20 protein-coding genes are annotated in these 13,720 nt (G+C 46.0%); 3 read left to right on the top strand and 17 right to left on the bottom strand.

Annotated features, from left to right (window positions below; genetic code table 11):
• Positions 1-18: 18 nt before the first annotated feature.
• The 3 genes from bshC (M1E03_RS13230) to M1E03_RS13240 form a co-directional block, all read right to left on the bottom strand.
• Positions 19-843, bottom strand: coding sequence for a bacillithiol biosynthesis cysteine-adding enzyme BshC (gene bshC / locus M1E03_RS13230; protein ID WP_458110469.1), 825 nt, complete (start codon positions 841-843; stop codon positions 19-21).
• A complete protein-coding gene (gene bshC / locus M1E03_RS13235) occupies positions 779-1,636 on the bottom strand; it encodes a bacillithiol biosynthesis cysteine-adding enzyme BshC (protein WP_458110470.1) in 858 nt (285 codons plus the stop codon). The genes bshC (M1E03_RS13230) and bshC (M1E03_RS13235) overlap by 65 nt, the downstream gene beginning before the upstream one ends.
• 78 nt (positions 1,637-1,714) lie before the next feature.
• Complete coding sequence (locus tag M1E03_RS13240) at positions 1,715-2,602, bottom strand: 2-dehydropantoate 2-reductase (protein ID WP_101560819.1); 888 nt, start codon at positions 2,600-2,602, stop codon at positions 1,715-1,717.
• A 182-nt stretch (positions 2,603-2,784) separates the two neighbouring features.
• On the opposite strand from M1E03_RS13240, the gene M1E03_RS13245 reads away from it, so the two are divergent.
• On the top strand, positions 2,785-3,264 hold the full coding sequence (locus tag M1E03_RS13245; RefSeq protein WP_020451291.1) for an N-acetyltransferase: 480 nt from the start codon (positions 2,785-2,787) through the stop codon (positions 3,262-3,264).
• A gap of 36 nt (positions 3,265-3,300) precedes the next feature.
• Here M1E03_RS13245 and gerR read toward each other — a convergent pair whose 3' ends face one another.
• From gerR to M1E03_RS13260, 3 genes are all read right to left on the bottom strand, one after another.
• Complete coding sequence (gene gerR, locus M1E03_RS13250; protein WP_079289143.1) at positions 3,301-3,906, bottom strand: sporulation-specific transcriptional regulator GerR; 606 nt, start codon at positions 3,904-3,906, stop codon at positions 3,301-3,303.
• Positions 3,907-4,054: 148 nt separating this feature from the next.
• Positions 4,055-4,228 carry a 50S ribosomal protein L32 gene (rpmF, locus tag M1E03_RS13255; protein WP_003181522.1) on the bottom strand — a complete coding sequence of 58 codons (174 nt, stop codon included), beginning with the start codon at positions 4,226-4,228 and terminating at the stop codon, positions 4,055-4,057.
• 23 nt (positions 4,229-4,251) lie between these two features.
• On the bottom strand, positions 4,252-4,767 hold the full coding sequence (locus M1E03_RS13260) for a YceD family protein (protein ID WP_020451289.1): 516 nt from the start codon (positions 4,765-4,767) through the stop codon (positions 4,252-4,254).
• Between the two features lie 218 nt (positions 4,768-4,985).
• Here M1E03_RS13260 and M1E03_RS13265 point away from each other — a divergent pair, with 218 nt between their 5' ends.
• Positions 4,986-6,236, top strand: a complete 1,251-nt coding sequence (locus M1E03_RS13265) for a nucleotidyltransferase (protein ID WP_106070704.1) — start codon at positions 4,986-4,988, stop codon at positions 6,234-6,236.
• 19 nt (positions 6,237-6,255) lie between these two features.
• Here M1E03_RS13265 and M1E03_RS13270 read toward each other — a convergent pair whose 3' ends face one another.
• Positions 6,256-7,278: a SepM family pheromone-processing serine protease gene (locus M1E03_RS13270; RefSeq protein ID WP_020451287.1), complete on the bottom strand. Its 1,023-nt coding sequence runs from the start codon at positions 7,276-7,278 to the stop codon at positions 6,256-6,258.
• Between the two features lie 322 nt (positions 7,279-7,600).
• Between M1E03_RS13270 and ylbJ the strand changes: the two genes are divergently transcribed.
• Positions 7,601-8,821 carry a sporulation integral membrane protein YlbJ gene (gene ylbJ, locus M1E03_RS13275; RefSeq protein WP_095290419.1) on the top strand — a complete coding sequence of 407 codons (1,221 nt, stop codon included), beginning with the start codon at positions 7,601-7,603 and terminating at the stop codon, positions 8,819-8,821.
• Between the two features lie 8 nt (positions 8,822-8,829).
• On the opposite strand, the gene coaD is transcribed toward ylbJ, so the two are convergent.
• From coaD to M1E03_RS13325, 10 genes are all read right to left on the bottom strand, one after another.
• The gene (coaD, locus tag M1E03_RS13280) at positions 8,830-9,324 is read right to left on the bottom strand and encodes a pantetheine-phosphate adenylyltransferase (protein WP_020451285.1); all 495 of its coding nucleotides are present in this window, start codon (positions 9,322-9,324) and stop codon (positions 8,830-8,832) included.
• Complete coding sequence (gene rsmD, locus M1E03_RS13285) at positions 9,317-9,883, bottom strand: 16S rRNA (guanine(966)-N(2))-methyltransferase RsmD (protein ID WP_020451284.1); 567 nt, start codon at positions 9,881-9,883, stop codon at positions 9,317-9,319. The genes coaD and rsmD overlap by 8 nt, the downstream gene beginning before the upstream one ends.
• A gap of 48 nt (positions 9,884-9,931) precedes the next feature.
• Positions 9,932-10,066 carry a hypothetical protein gene (locus M1E03_RS13290; RefSeq protein WP_256163752.1) on the bottom strand — a complete coding sequence of 45 codons (135 nt, stop codon included), beginning with the start codon at positions 10,064-10,066 and terminating at the stop codon, positions 9,932-9,934.
• Between the two features lie 108 nt (positions 10,067-10,174).
• Positions 10,175-10,447, bottom strand: coding sequence for a YlbG family protein (locus tag M1E03_RS13295; RefSeq protein WP_009328559.1), 273 nt, complete (start codon positions 10,445-10,447; stop codon positions 10,175-10,177).
• Positions 10,448-10,517: 70 nt separating this feature from the next.
• Positions 10,518-10,967, bottom strand: a complete 450-nt coding sequence (locus tag M1E03_RS13300; RefSeq protein WP_095290416.1) for a YlbF family regulator — start codon at positions 10,965-10,967, stop codon at positions 10,518-10,520.
• Between the two features lie 72 nt (positions 10,968-11,039).
• Positions 11,040-11,168 carry a hypothetical protein gene (locus M1E03_RS13305; RefSeq protein ID WP_256163750.1) on the bottom strand — a complete coding sequence of 43 codons (129 nt, stop codon included), beginning with the start codon at positions 11,166-11,168 and terminating at the stop codon, positions 11,040-11,042.
• A gap of 77 nt (positions 11,169-11,245) precedes the next feature.
• Positions 11,246-11,485 (bottom strand): YlbE-like family protein, encoded by a 240-nt coding sequence (locus M1E03_RS13310; RefSeq protein ID WP_020451282.1) that lies wholly within the window; start codon positions 11,483-11,485, stop codon positions 11,246-11,248.
• Positions 11,486-11,499: 14 nt separating this feature from the next.
• Positions 11,500-11,898, bottom strand: a complete 399-nt coding sequence (ylbD, locus tag M1E03_RS13315) for a YlbD family protein (RefSeq protein ID WP_020451281.1) — start codon at positions 11,896-11,898, stop codon at positions 11,500-11,502.
• Between the two features lie 178 nt (positions 11,899-12,076).
• Positions 12,077-13,120 (bottom strand): CAP domain-containing protein, encoded by a 1,044-nt coding sequence (locus M1E03_RS13320; RefSeq protein WP_020451280.1) that lies wholly within the window; start codon positions 13,118-13,120, stop codon positions 12,077-12,079.
• A gap of 141 nt (positions 13,121-13,261) precedes the next feature.
• Positions 13,262-13,708, bottom strand: coding sequence for a CBS domain-containing protein (locus M1E03_RS13325; protein WP_023857262.1), 447 nt, complete (start codon positions 13,706-13,708; stop codon positions 13,262-13,264).
• Positions 13,709-13,720: the final 12 nt, after the last annotated feature.

A 13,720-nucleotide genomic window follows, 5' to 3' on the forward strand; every position in this document is an offset into this window, starting at 1 on the left:
GTTTTTTAAAAAATTATTTCAAAGTTTGACAACTTGATGCATGTTTTGAAATGAATATGGCAAATCCTTGTATTTTTCCAAGAAATTCGGACCGTATTTGTTCAAATAATACACGATGTTCCAAATTCTCTCCTGCGGAGCGTCTAAAGGCTTGATGCTCGTTTGAATTTTGTCAAAATCACGCAAAATGTAGTTTTCTCTTTCTTCAATCCTTTTAATAACCGTTTTCTCCAAAAATTCGAGCTGGTCTTGAATGAAGCCTGAGTTTTTTTCTAAAAGGGGGCCGAGGCTCCCATCGATTTCGAGGGCTTCAGCGCGCACAGCGGAATGGATGTTTTCGATTTTTTCTTTCGCCTGTTTGACCGAATCGGTAAAACCGCTCGGAACCTTATCTTCAAAATACTGCTCTTTTTTGACGCGGGCTCCCTTTTCAATCGATTCACGGAGTTCGATTCCCCGCTCGCCCAGCTTTTTTTCGATGTGCCGCTCAAGGAATGTAACCTGAAGCCTCGGTATGACAGGCGGCATTTTATAGCCCATAACCTGAAAAGCGCCTTTCAGCTCGCCCCAATAATTGATCTCTCCGGGACCGGCGATGAACGCCAATGTCGGAAGAAGGTATTCCTGCATGAGCGGCCTTGTTACGACATTATTGCTGAACGCTTCCGGCTTTTGGCAGATCAAATCGCAAAGCTCTGCTTCAGACCACTGAAGGTGAAGCTCTTTTATAAAAAACGCCCCGTTTTCTTTTTCGATTAAAAAGCGCTCGCCGTCGTGCTCATAAAAAAGGTTCGCATGCTGTGCGGCTCCTTCGATAATCGGTGTGTAGCCCAGTTGTTGCATGAATTCCTGCTGCCGTTTGACAGAATCGGTCAGCTCGTCGTTTCTGTTCAGCAGCTGCCGGAAAAAAACGCGCTTCAAGGGCTCTGATGCCCGGGTCGCCGGAATTCAGAAGGATCAGTCCGTCTTGTTCAAACATGCCGGCAACAAGATATTCGAAAAAATCGGTGAAGGAAAGAGACTGCCTTAAACATCGGCGCAAATGGCTGAGAAGATCATTCGTATACTCCGTTTCTTCAAATGAGGCAAAAATCCCGTCCAGCCACTTTTCAGCTTTTTCGGCATCGAGCGCCGTTTTTGACGCCTGGCTTTTTTTCCAGTGAGACTGCGGGAGCTTGTGCTTTTTCACCTTGCCCCCGTCAGAAATGTAGACGTGATTGATTTCTTCCAGATCGTGGTCTTCCCCCGCAACCCAGAATACCGGAATGACCGGAACGTTCAGCTCTTGTTCTTTTTGCTTTGCAAATACAAGGATCGATACGATTTTATGTATAGTGTAAAGAGGACCTGTTAAAAGGCCGGCCTGCTGCCCTCCGACAACGACGACGCTTTTCGGATCGCGAAGCCGTTCGATTGTTTCATTCATGCTTGCCGATTGAAATTTGCTGTGATAGTCGAGCAAATAGTCAGCTAAAGCATCGCGGTCATACGTCCGGGAGGAAAGGTCATCCAAACGGACACTCCAACTTTCATTGCTCAGGCCGTAATCGAAAAACGGCTCTATCTCCTTTTTTCCATTTATATAGTCTCGAACAAAAGGGTTTTGACTTTGTATGGAAAGTTCAGTAAGCTGCATCTTTAGAACTTCCTTTCTCCAGTAAATAGTTAGCTTTCCGAAACGAGTATAGCACGTTCCGCGATTCGGTCAAAAGATTTAGCTCCATTCGTTTTCAAGCGCCTTGATACTGTGATATAAAAAGGTAAGATGCGGAGCAGACTCCTCTGACTCTTTTGCCCGCTTCAGCAGATAGCCCATGATCGCATCGGCTTCCGTTTTTCTTCCGGCCAGCACATCGGCAAGCATCGAAGACGTGTTGCTTTTTGTCCGGCGGCAAACGGAAAGAACATGGTCCCATGCTGCTTGGCGGTCTTCAAGTTTCAAAATCCGGCTCGCTTCTTCAAAGACGAGCTTCATATAGGCCTCATACATCGGCTCTTCAAGCAGTGCGCCGTTTTCCACCCGCAAAAGAGCCGTCAGCGGATTGATGCACGCATTGACAATCAATTTTCCAGCGAGGGTCTTATACCAGTCTTCGCACCAAATAAAAGGGAACGCTTCATGAACTGAAGCGAGCTCTTTTTTCAGCCGGGAGGCGGATGGGCTTCGGAACGCGCTCCATTTTACGGCCCCTTTTCCCGTGTGCCGGAATGTGCGGTCATCCACCCTGACTGCGCCGTGTTCCACAGATCCCGTATAAATGCGGTGGCCCGTCTGCCATTTATCAAGCACGGGAATATGGGCCATTCCATTTTGCAGGAACATGATATCACGAGGCGCGGCCTGTTCCAGTTCCGGCAGAACGCCTCCGAGCTGATGCTCCTTTACGGCAACAAAAAGAAGATCGCAGTCAGGATCAAGTTCAGTCCTGCCTCTGACGTTCCTGATCATCTCTTGTTCGTCTTCAAGAAGGCGGATTCCCTTTTCTTCAATCGCTTCAGCCTGTTCCTTTCTCCGAGCGATCACCGTCACTTCATGGCCGAATGAAAAATAGTATGCAAAAAGGAGGCCGACCGAGCCTCCTCCGATGACTCCGATTTTCACATGCTCACACCCCGATTTTTTCATATACTGTATATCATAGCAGAAATGTTCGCCGTTGACTTGTAAGTTGTTTCAAATATTCAGAACCATTTCGCTTCATTATATTAGAAAATTTTTATCATTTGGATTTTTTGAAAAAAGCGTTTACAATAGAAGTAGACCACAAACAAGGGGGTAACATAATGGTCAAAGTCGAACGTTTGCTGATCAATTACAAAACGCTTGAAGAATTTAAAAAGTTCAGGGAGTACGGGATTCAAGAGCTTTCCATGCTGGAGGACCTTGAAAGCAACATGATTGAAAACGACAGCAATTCACCTTTTTACGGCATCTATTACGGGGATCGGCTCGTCGCAAGAATGAGCCTGTATAAAGCGGATGGAAAAACCAACCAATACTTTGAAGAAGGCCAGGATTACCTCGAGCTCTGGAAGCTTGAAGTTTTGCCGGGGTATCAGCGCAACGGCTACGGTACGATGCTGGTGGAGTTCGCCAAATCATTCGGACTCCCGATTCGCACAAGCCCGCGTGTCAAATCATCCGATTTTTGGAGCAAGATGGGCTTTACACCGGTTAAATACGATATGGCCCGGGATAAAGGGGAAAATCCGCTCGTTTGGCATCCTGCGAGCGAACCAAATCAAAGTTCTGAATCAGCCTAAATGAAAAAAGCCGGCCGAAAGCGGATGGCCGGTTTTCTATTTTTCAAGTGGCTCGAGATTTTCATTCGACTCCGGCTGGAACTTCACCTTTTTGTTTCGTTCGCCTTCCTGAAGAACGACCATTTTTCGGGCTCTCTCCATGATTTCAATCAAGGCTTTATAGTCCTCTTCCGTCAATTCAAGCCGTTTTTTCAGCGATTGATTTTCGCTTCGCAGCTTTTCAACTTCTTGTTTCAGCTCATTGATTTCTTCAGCGAGCTTTTTCTTCTCATCTATAAAGTCTTTTTGAACAGGGGCTTCTTTCAGCTTTTCAAGGTATTGAATAACATCATCGAGCGTCAGATTTTCCGCATTGCTCCCGGAAACCGTTTTGACAGATCCAGGAAGATTCGCAGAATGGACGCCTATTTTTTTGCGCAGCTCTTTACGCTGCTTTTTTGCCAGTTCAATACCTGATTGGTATTGCTTTCTGACAAAGGAATTCCAGCGGAATCCGCAGGCAGCGGCCGTTCTGCTTAAAGCCTTGCCCACTTCTTCAAAGGCTGAAAGCTGTGTGCCGCCTTCCCGAATGTGCCTTAAAACAACCTCAGCCAGCAATATATCTTCATCCTGTGTCCATGCATCCTGCCTTGTAATCGTCAAATGTTATCCCCCTCCATGACTTTATGAATTTACCTCATACATATGCGGCTGATAGAGTAGATAGACTATTTTCTTTACAGGAAATAAAAGGATGAAGGGAATAAAAAAAACACAAGACCTGAAGTCTTGTGTTTTTCATTGTTGACGATTAGTTGCTTTTTACGTCTTTTCCTTTGTATGATCCACATGCTTTGCAGACGCGGTGTGAAAGTTTCATCTCACCACAGTTTGGGCATTCTACCATACCAGGCACTTGCAATTTAAAGTGTGTACGACGAAGTCTTTTTTTCGTTTTAGAAGTTCTTCTAAAAGGTACAGCCATTATTCCCACCTCCTTAAAGAGCGTTAAGATTCATCATCTTGTTTTAAGAGCTTCTCGAGTCCGGCAAGTCTCGGATCGATCCGGTTTTTCCGGTCATCTTCTGTAATGACCTGCCAATCCTTGCCCTCCTGCGGAGCACCTTCTTCTTTTTGAACAGACTCACAAAAGATTTGCATAGGGATCTCAAGAAGGATTTCTTCTTTCACGACCGGAGTCAAGTCGATGAGGTCATCCTCAACAATATGGACGTCTTCATCTTCCAATTCCTCGGTCTTATGAAATATAAACAGTTCTTTTGTAGAAATACTGAATGGATAACGAACATCAACAAGCGTTCTTGAGCAAGGCAAGATCATCTCGCCTGAAATGGTAAAATCAAATGCAGCCTGCTTTGAGCGGAATTCCGCGCGCCCTTTCACCCGCACCGGTGAAATGCTGCGTATTTCCGAGCTTTGAGAGAGTTCGCTTAAATCAACTGTTTCATCAAATTCAAAGTCTTTCTTCGGCATTTGATTCAACTGATGTATCGTCCATTTCATTGTATCACCTCTAAGTGAGCAACAAACATGATTATAGCTTTCATCATGTTTTTTGTCAATATTTTTTCTTTACAGATATGCGCCTGCGCTTTTCATTCGTTGACATTGTGAACAACAATTCATACACTTAGAAAAAATGCTGTTTTTCGCTAGGCGTCTGGACATTCCATGTGTAAATGTATCATAACTATTTCAAGAGATGCAAGAGAGGTGAAAAAATGAAAGCGGTCGGCCTTGTTGTGGAATACAACCCTTTTCATAACGGACATTTATATCATATAAAGGAAGCAAAATCGGAAACCCGGAGCGAGGTGGCGGTTGCCGTTATGAGCGGCTCCTTTTTGCAGCGCGGCGAACCCGCCATCGTCTCAAAGTGGGCGCGAACGAAGATGGCGCTCGCATCTTTTGCCGATGTCGTCGTTGAACTTCCTTACATATTCGCTGTTCAAAAAGCGGAAACGTTTGCTGAAGGCGCCGTCGCGATTTTAAATGAGTTAGGGTGTGCTTCTTTGTTGTTCGGAAGCGAGCACGGCGATATTGAGGCGTTTCTCAATACAGCCGCACATACGATAGAGCACGAAGACGGGCTCAACGAAGAAGCAAAAAAACAAATAGCGTTTGGGCTGAGCTACCCGCAAGCGATGGCAAAGGCGTTCCGGGCTGTAACCGGAGACGGCAGAAACATTGTTGACCTTTCAAAGCCGAACAACATACTCGGATTCCATTATGTGAAAGCCATCGTGCAAAAGCAATTGAGCATGAAGCCTGAAACCGTCAAGCGCCGATCCTCGGGCTATCACGATTCGGCCTTCCCGGAAGCGGACCGAATCGCAAGCGCCACAAGCATACGCAAATCGATCTTTGAAATGGGAAGCCTCGCGAACAGCCGCTTCTACCTTCCAAAGCCATCGATCGACGAGCTTGATGAATACGCCCGGACTTTCGGCATGTGGCACTCGCCCGAAGATTATTTCCCCTTTTTGAAATACAGCCTCCATACAATGGATACAGAAGAGCTGAAAGGGATTTATGAAGTGGAAGAAGGACTTGAGCACCGCGCCAAAAAAGCGATCCGAAAAGCAGGCTCATTTAAGGAATACATGGAGCTTTTGAAAACGAAGCGCTATACATGGACAAGGCTGCAGCGCATGAACACCCATATCCTTACAAAAACGAAGAAAGCCGACGTCAAGCGCATGTTAAGCGAACCGTATCCGGCATACATCAGACTTCTCGGCATGACAAAAAAAGGACAGGCCTATTTAGCGGAAAAGAAAAAAAGCTTGAGCGTACCCCTTATTACAAAGACGGGATCTTTTTCCCACCCTTCCCTTCAGCTCGACATAAAAGCGGGTCAAGTATACAGCGCCCCGCTCAAAGAGCCGGGGCGGACGATGCTGACAGAGCAGGAATATTCCCTTTCGCCGATCAGGTATGACGAAGACAGCCGGATATTTTTGCGCAAATAAAACCGCCTGATGTTGCTCATCAGGCGGTTTTCACTTTATCTTCCAAATAATGAATCGCATCATCCATCGTGTCGACAGGGACGATTTTCATATCGGTTTTAATATCTTTTGCCGTTTTGACCGCTTCTTCGTAGTTAGATCCTTTTTTTCCGCCTTCGTTCGGAGCAAAAAAGATGTCGGCTCCCGCCTTATCTGCGGCAACGACTTTCTGGCTGATGCCGCCGATCGGACCGACTTTGCCTTCGTCATCGATCGTTCCGGTTCCCGCAATATGGTGTCCTTTCGTCTCGTCTTCTTTTGTCAGCTGATTATAGATCTCCATTGACATCATCAGCCCCGCCGAAGGACCGCCGATGTTTTCAATGTCCATATCGACCTCCGGCTTCACCTTGACATTGCGGTCTGTGATGAGGGATACGCCAAGCCCGGCTCTCTTCGGATCTTCTTTAAATGTTTTCAGCTTCATCTCATATGTTTTTTCTTCTTTATCCCGTTCAACTACGATTTTCACGGGGTCTCCGGCTTTTTTTGATTCGATGTAGCGGACGAAGCTCTCCGCTGAACGGAACGTTTTTCCGTCAGCTTTTTTAATTTTGTCTCCGACTTGTATTTTTCCTTCTGCAGGCATGCCGCTGACGACCGTCATGGCATATACGCCGTTAAACGTGTAGCTGACTTCTTTTCCGGCCCGCTTATAAGCGGCGATCATCGCATTTTCCTGGGAATCTCTCATCATTTGCAGCTGGCGCTTCATATATTCCTGATCAGATTCGCCTTCTTGTTTGAAATTTTCTTCCGGAAGAATTTCGTGATAAGGGCGCACTTTTGCCCACATGTATGTAAGCGGATTTGCAGGGCCGACTTTCACTGTCATTAAAGAAAAGCTCCCTTTTTCAGGATAGCCGTTATCAACTTTAATTAAAGGTTTCAGCTCAGTCGCTTCGCCGGGTTCTGTAATGTAATAAGGCAGCTTCACAAATGACAGCGCGGCCGTGATGATAACGATCAGTAATGCGATGCGTATAATTCTTTTTTTCAGCATGTATATGTAACCCTCCATCTTTATTTTCACCGGCTCACATCTTCGGTCCGGTTCCAAATTTTCAGCCTTCATGAATTCACAGATGTATGCCATACCTTCTATTGATGCTTATTAAGGAGAAGGGCTTCAGCAAGTCTCAAGCAGCTTCCGGTTCATTTGTATCGCCGATCTGCAATCTGGTGGTCTAAAATGAGGACCAGCCTTCGTATAATGATAAAGAAGTTTCACGGAGAAGGCTTCCGCACAAATCGGGCAAGCTTTTCGTTTATTTTATCATGATCCTGTTTCCAATGTGTATTCACAGCCGCAAAGGGGGTTAGAAATGGACATGTCAAAGGTAAAGACACTTATGATTGCCGTTTTGCTGCTTTCGTTTACAGCCGCCGTCATCACCCATCCGCAAGAATCATTTGACGCTTCTAAAAGTGGACTTGCCATGTGGTGGGAGGTCGTATTCCCTTCCCTTTTGCCTTTTTTTATTTTATCAGAGCTCTTGATCGGATTTGGTGTCGTCAGGTTTGTCGGGCTGCTGCTAGAGCCTTTCATGAGACCGGTGTTCCGCGTTCCCGGCGTCGGAGGGTTCGTGCTTGCGATGGGAATGGCATCAGGAAATCCGGCCGGTGCAAAACTGACTTCAAGGCTGAGACAAGAGCGGCAGATTTCACGGGTCGAAGCAGAGCGGCTCGCTTCGTTCACCAACTCATCTAACCCGCTGTTTATTTTCGGAGCCGTTGCGGTCGGCTTTTTCCATAATCCTTCTCTCGGCGTCGTGCTTGCGGCAGCCCATTATTTGGGCAATTTCGCAGTCGGGTTGACGATGCGTACTTACGGAAGAAAAGAAGAGAACCGCACCGCTGTGCGAAAGAAGCTTCCTTTGCCTTCTATTAAAGAAGCCTTAAAAGCGCTCCATCAGGCAAGACTTGAAGAAAAGCGGCCGCTCGGCAAACTTTTGAGCGATGCTGTCATCTCTTCTGTCCAAACGCTGTTAATGGTGGGCGGCTTCATCATTCTTTTTTCGGTTTTTAATAACATTCTTTCTGTGATGCACATCACCGACATTCTTTCGCACGCCACACGAATGATTTTGACTGCTCTTCAATTCCCCGGTGATTTTGATAAACCGTTATTATCGGGATTGTTTGAAATTACGCTCGGCAGCAAACTGGTCAGTGCCACGGATGCGGCGCTTCTCCAGCAAGCGGTGATTGTCAGCTTTATTTTGGGTTTCAGCGGCTTCTGCGTTCAGGCGCAGGTTGCAGGCATTCTTGCTGAAACCGATATTCGCTTTAAGCCGTTTTTTATCGCCCGCATCCTTCAGGGAATTTATGCAGCGATCTTTGTTCTTATTCTTTGGAAGCCTCTTTATACATCGTTCTATTCTCCGACGGAGCCGGCCTTCTCCTTTCTGACGGCCGGGAAAACGGAATCTTTCTTTCTGCAGATGTGGAACGCGTTGGCAGAGATTGGTCCGCTCCTTACGATCGGCACCCTTCTCATTTACAGCATTCTTTATGCCAAGTCTTTCACCCCTGCTAAAAAATGAGCAGCCGATTACGGCCGCTCATTTTTTGCAAACTTTTTTTCAAGTGCAGCCTCGACCGCTTCCGGCACGAGTTCTGCGACTGAACCTTTATATTTTGCCACTTCTTTGACAATGCTTGAACTAAGGAATGAGTATTGGTTATTCGTCATCATAAAAAACGTTTCAATATTTTCATCAAGCACTTTGTTCATAGAGGTTCCCTGCATCTCGTATTCAAAGTCAGATACCGCTCTAAGCCCTCGCAGGATGACGTTCGCCTGCTTGCTCTTTGCATAATCAATCAATAGCCCCTGGAAAGATTCCACTTGCACATTCGGGATATCCTTCGTCACTTCGCGAAGCAGCCCACAGCGTTCTTCCACCGTAAACAGCGGCTTTTTCGAAGAATTGTTCAAGACGCATACATACACTTTGTCAAACACTTTCGCCCCGCGCCTGATGATATCCAAATGTCCAAAAGTCACCGGATCAAAACTTCCGGGACAAACGGCAATGCTAGCCATCCCCATTCCCTCTCTTTCTGTATATGGTCACGCCTGTTAAGCCGTATATTTCCTGACGGGCAAGCTGAAGTCCGCCCGCCTCGGTCGGAAGGATAACTTCCTTCCCATGCTCAGCTACAATAAAACCTCTGTCAGTCAGCATATCCGCTTCATCAATCTTCGATAAAAGCGCTTCCAGCTTTTGTTCTCGATATGGCGGGTCCAAAAAGACGGCGTCAAAGCTTGCGCCCCTTTTCACCAGCGCATGGAGAGCCCGTTCAGCGTCATTCCTGTATACCTCGGCCCGTTTTTCCAAGCCCAGTGTTTTCAAATTGCCTTTTACGGTTTGAATCGCTTTAAAATCACGGTCGACAAAAATGAAGCGGTCAAACCCCCGCGACAGCGCTTCAATCCCCAATCCGCCGCTTCCCGCGTACAGATCAAGACCCGTGCCGCCTTCAAAATACGGGCCGATCATATTAAAGATGGATTCCTTTACTTTATCAGTCGTCGGCCTTGTCGACGTGCCCGGAACCGCTTTTAAGGCACGTCCCTTATACGTCCCAGAAATCACTCTCATACTTCCACCACTTTTTCTTAAAACTCGAAAAAAATCATTCCTATCTTATCATAAAGTGTTTTCTGGCACAAACACCCAAAGTACAAATTCATATGTATAGCAAAAAGGCTCAGTGGTGATAATAATAGCAACAGCATCGATTGATGTTGTTGCCAACCGCGGAGAAGACTTACGTTTCCCCATAAGTTCTTCCTCCGGTTTCTCCTCTCCCTTTGCCTTCTCCTTGATTTTTAAGGAATAGAAGGACCCCGCAGAGGTATTTCTGCGGGGATTTTTTTAAAATAAAGCAAGTTAGAGCCCGGCTTTATAGTCGTATTCTTTCGCTTTATCCTGCTTGGATTCAAACTCCATTTTCAAGAACGGTTTGTATGAAAGATCCACCTGTTTGACAAAAGAGTACGAACGTATTTTAGCGATGATTCTTTCGGCATCTTCCATATTGCAATAAACCACTACATATTTCAGCCGCTTTGAAACGTAATGAACATTTCCGAATTTCCTGAGCATTTTCGCCTGCTTCAAGGAGTGCAGCCAAACGATTAAGCCTTGACGCCTGATTTCCAAATTGTTCACCTGCCTGTCGCTGTGTGCATGAAGTTCTAAAAAAAACGAGACTCGGGGCGACCGAGCCTCATCAGGAAACTTTACAGCCGCAGCTTCCGCCTGACCCGCAGCCGCCGCCGCAAGATGAAAGATTATCAAAATAAGGGTTTCCAGTCGGTACTTTGATATGTTTTGATACAGCCTGACCGATTTCCACGCTGACTTCATCTAGGATAGATTGCAGCTCGGTTTCCGCCTTTTTAAATTCGGCTACTGTATTGTGAAGGTCAAGCTCCCGTTTGATTTCCCTCATTTTCTTGGATATCTCTTTATAATCAGGATGATACTTGCCAAAGCGCTGCACATCCTCATACTGTTCTTTTATTTTCGTAAACGAAGCGATAATACGTCCGGCCTCTTCATCTTCGCGGAGACGCTTGTAGCATTTTCTGTAATGTTCAGCCGCCTCTGATTGAAGAATCATGTTGGCCAAATCATATGCTTCATTTTGAAGCCGCAACGATTCCATTGTGGCAAACATAGACATGCACCTCCAGCTATAGTGTATCACAAAACAGCCGTTTTCAAAAATGTCTGTGCCGCCTCCAAACTATTATTTTCCAAAAACTTCGCTTGCACAAGCTGCATCGCGCCATTCTGAAACGCCCTTGGGTTTTGGTTTATGGGTGGCGCAGCCGGCCAGCAAGAGGCACAACATGATTACAAGCCAGCACTTTTTCATCACAGATCAACTCCTTTACACCTAGCTTTGCCAGAATGACGCGATTTATCATCATAAAAAAAGACTCAGGCTTTAAATTAATCCTGAGTGCGCATCGCATGAAACATTTGAAGCATCATCTGGGCCATCTGAATGCCGCCCGATAGCTGGTTGACCCTGTGAGGAATCGTTTTTTCATAAAAGTTCATCATATCGAGATGAAAGGCTGACAAGTCATTCGGATTCCGCGAAAGCTTGCGGTACCAGACCGGCTGCTCACGGATGAACCGGCGGCGCTCTTCATCAGCGAACACATACTCCTGCACTTCTTTACGCATGTCTGACTCCTTCCCTAATCTTTTCGGAAAGAAAACGGATGCTCGCCGCCGCTTTGATTCTGCTGTTTTTGGCTTCCGCCCGAAAACTGGCTGAGCAAGCTTTGCAGCGAAGAAATAGACTGGCTCATTTTATTGATCTGCTCATTCATTTGATTGGCATCCATCTTTCGGACGGCCGTCACCATTTTTGAAATGAAATCGTTTTTGCCGCCAGCAGAAGGCTCCTTTTCTGCCGAAGCTTCTTTTTCCCTGTACGGATCCCAAATCGAATCGTCTTCCCCGAGCAAAACCCAGTTTTCATATACTTCCTGCCAGCTTTTTTCTTGTTTCCGGACTTCGGAAATCAACTTAGGATGCCGTTTAATAAATTGCTTAAATTCATCAATGGATGATTGCGCGTTTTGATTTGCCAACGTCTACACCCCCTCCGAAAACATATGCCTGCTATAGTGTAATCCGCCCCGGCAAAATGTGTTCGCCTAAAAATTCCTCTTTTTATAGGAGTCCGTGCGGAAGAGTGAGCAGCAGACCAAACATTAAAAGTTTCATGGTTTTCTCTAAAAACTAAAAACCCGGGTATGATCCCGGGCTCTAGTGCCATTCTTTAATAAAGTTCTGCGTATAATATTTCTCGTCCACCCCGACTCCGAGATGAGTATAGTCGGCATTTAATAGCGCTTTTCTATGTCCTTCGCTGTTTAACCAGCCTTCAACCGCCGCAGGCCCGTCGACATAGTTGAGCGCAATATTTTCCCCCGCCTGCTCAAAGTTCACTTTCCCTTTTTCCAGCCTGTCTTTGAGCGTGCCTTCCGTTTCTGACACATGGGAGAAATAATGGTGCTCTTTCATGTCGCTGCTGTGGCCGTATGCCACTTTTGATACGCCTTCATCCCAAGAGAGCTGGGAAAGACCGTGTCTTGCGCGGATGACATTCGTCAAATCAAAGATCTGCTTCTCATTTGCTTTCTCGATTTTTTTCCAATCCGATTCTGTCAATGCTTGAGGTTCGATCAGGGTGCCTCTGTAGACAACTTCATACGGCCTTTGCTTGATGAAAGTCGGCGCATCAAATGCCCTGATGCTTGACAGCGTTCCCTCGAATTTATCCATATACAGCTGAACATAAATGTCTCCGACTTTCACCGTCGGCCTTGTATTCATGTCTTCCTCAGAAAATTCGAAACGGTATGAACTGCCTTTATATTGAACATTGACATAAGGGGCGATCTGGGCGGTTTTGAAAACTTCCCTTGACGGCCGTCCAATTTTAAACGGAGCGGTGTTCAACCCGTCGCCTGTCGCAAACAATGTCACGGCCTTGCCGCCAAGCAAGCCGATTTGAACGTACTGTTTTGCCCCTTGGCTATAGACCCACCATTCATAATCATATGCTGAAGGATCGACCCTGTCCGGTTTCCCCAGTTTCTTTTCGATCGTCTCAGCCGACTCTCCGATAAAAGAAAGCAAGCCGGAATCGGGAATGTTCAAGGATTTCTCTTTTTTCGCATCCTCGTTTGAGACTTGCGGCTTGTCTTCCTTCACAATTTTCTCAGGTGTTGAACCGTATTGAATAAACAGCGTGTATGAAGCCGCAACGATGAGAAGGATCACAATCGCTCTTAATATATTTTTCAAACTTTCACCTCCGACTGACGGATCAATCTATCCATAAAACGGCGCACCGCATCAAAAACTTGCCTTTAGTGTCATTTAAACAGAACTGACATGAATTTTCAATGATAATACAGCCTATTAAGATGTGCGACAAAATATGTTTTAATGAAGAAAATCTCCAGGCCTCTCTTCGTTTTCCGATATAAATGTCAGCGCGTCGCCAGCCTGCCGGTTTGATTTTTTGTGGGTTGAAACATCGCCTAGCGTAATGATGCCCGCAAGCGTCTTTCCCCGTGTAACCGGGACCCTCCTGATCTGATAATCTCCCATGAGATCAACCGCTTTTTCAATTGAATCGTCTTCACTTACCGTAATGAGATCCGTCGTCATGACATTTGTAATTTTTTGCGAATTTGGTTTTTTAACGGCGATCCCCCGCAGCACCAAATCCCGGTCAGTAACGATCCCAACCAGTTCCAAACCGTCATCAAGCACAACCGGAATCGCTCCGACATTTCCGTCTTTCATTTTCACGGCAGCCTCGTACACATTATCAAGAACTGTACAATATAATATTTCCTTTGTCATAATATCTTTCACACGTGTCAATCAGAAGACCTC

The sequence above is a fragment of the Bacillus sp. PK6-013 genome (assembly GCF_054161445.1).

Bases quoted from the DNA above. Each gene is read 5' to 3' on its own strand.
- bshC (WP_458110469.1), bottom strand. From the start codon at position 843: ATGCAACAACTGGGCTACACACCGATTATCGAAGGAGCCGCACAGCAT.
- bshC (WP_458110470.1), bottom strand. From the start codon at position 1,636: ATGCAGCTTACTGAACTTTCCATACAAAGTCAAAACCCTTTTGTTCGA.
- M1E03_RS13245 (WP_020451291.1), top strand. From the start codon at position 2,785: ATGGTCAAAGTCGAACGTTTGCTGATCAATTACAAAACGCTTGAAGAA.
- rpmF (WP_003181522.1), bottom strand. From the start codon at position 4,228: ATGGCTGTACCTTTTAGAAGAACTTCTAAAACGAAAAAAAGACTTCGT.
- M1E03_RS13260 (WP_020451289.1), bottom strand. From the start codon at position 4,767: ATGAAATGGACGATACATCAGTTGAATCAAATGCCGAAGAAAGACTTT.
- M1E03_RS13265 (WP_106070704.1), top strand. From the start codon at position 4,986: ATGAAAGCGGTCGGCCTTGTTGTGGAATACAACCCTTTTCATAACGGA.
- M1E03_RS13270 (WP_020451287.1), bottom strand. From the start codon at position 7,278: ATGCTGAAAAAAAGAATTATACGCATCGCATTACTGATCGTTATCATC.
- ylbJ (WP_095290419.1), top strand. From the start codon at position 7,601: ATGGACATGTCAAAGGTAAAGACACTTATGATTGCCGTTTTGCTGCTT.
- coaD (WP_020451285.1), bottom strand. From the start codon at position 9,324: ATGGCTAGCATTGCCGTTTGTCCCGGAAGTTTTGATCCGGTGACTTTT.
- rsmD (WP_020451284.1), bottom strand. From the start codon at position 9,883: ATGAGAGTGATTTCTGGGACGTATAAGGGACGTGCCTTAAAAGCGGTT.
- M1E03_RS13290 (WP_256163752.1), bottom strand. From the start codon at position 10,066: ATGGGGAAACGTAAGTCTTCTCCGCGGTTGGCAACAACATCAATCGAT.
- M1E03_RS13300 (WP_095290416.1), bottom strand. From the start codon at position 10,967: ATGTTTGCCACAATGGAATCGTTGCGGCTTCAAAATGAAGCATATGAT.
- M1E03_RS13305 (WP_256163750.1), bottom strand. From the start codon at position 11,168: ATGAAAAAGTGCTGGCTTGTAATCATGTTGTGCCTCTTGCTGGCCGGC.
- M1E03_RS13310 (WP_020451282.1), bottom strand. From the start codon at position 11,485: ATGCGTAAAGAAGTGCAGGAGTATGTGTTCGCTGATGAAGAGCGCCGC.